The following is an 879-nucleotide window of genomic DNA, read 5'->3' as shown; positions in this document are numbered from 1 at the left end:
TGAATTTACACTTTAAGTGCAACACCAAAGCAAAATAAAGGACTCACAATGGAAATCCAAATATAATAAGTTTGTCAACAACTTTAAAAAAGGAGGATTTCTATTATGAGCCACTATCAACATCTTACTATAAATGACCGTGAAATGATATTAGAGGGCCTTGCTCAAAGTAAAACTATTCGTGAAATAGCACGAAAATTAAAACGGGCGCCTTCTACGATTTCTCGTGAAATTAAACGGCATATGAGTAAAAATGCCGGAAGATACTCACCAGATAAAGCACAGAATGATTATAAATTTTCAAAAAGTAAATGTGGACGCAAAACAAGGTTTATTGAGGATCCATCTTTGTTTCAAAGAATTAAGCATCTTTTCCTAGATTGTCAGTGGTCACCAGAAGAAATTTCACAACGATTATTGCTTGAAACAGGCGAAAAAATTATAAGTTTTATCACCATTTATCGTGGAGTTTATGCAGGTCTATTTGATAAACCAGGCCTAAGTCAAGGAAATCGTGGCGCTATTCGTAAATTACGTCATCGGGGTAAGCCTCGTCACAATAAGGATTATGTCGAAAAACGTGGCAAAATTCCAATCACTAATACTATTCATGAACGTCCTGAAGCTGCCAATAAAAGAACTGAATTTGGTCATTGGGAAGCTGATACCGTGGCAGGAAAAACAGGACAGTCCTGTTTAGTGACCCTTGTTGATCGTAAATCACGATTTTTAATTGCTAGTAAAGCAACTAAAAAAAGTTCAAAACCGGTGACAACCGAGTTAATGGCAATGTTTGAAAAAATTGGCAAAAGCAATCTTAAAACCATTACACCAGATCGAGGCAAAGAGTTTTCAAAGCATGTTCAACTGACAGATTTG

At 35.9% G+C, this 879-nt stretch carries 1 protein-coding gene; it reads left to right on the top strand.

Annotated features, from left to right (window positions below; translation table 11 throughout):
• Positions 1 to 105: 105 nt before the first annotated feature.
• The coding region (locus ON15_RS10195) for an IS30 family transposase (RefSeq protein WP_010581396.1) at positions 106 to 879 on the top strand (774 nt) is incomplete at its 3' end.

Origin of the sequence: Liquorilactobacillus vini DSM 20605 (genome assembly GCF_000255495.1) — a bacterium.
Taxonomy (GTDB): Bacteria; Bacillota; Bacilli; order Lactobacillales; family Lactobacillaceae; genus Liquorilactobacillus; species Liquorilactobacillus vini.
Note: the sequence above shows the minus strand (reverse complement) of the source record. Positions and strands in the feature narration are given on the sequence as shown.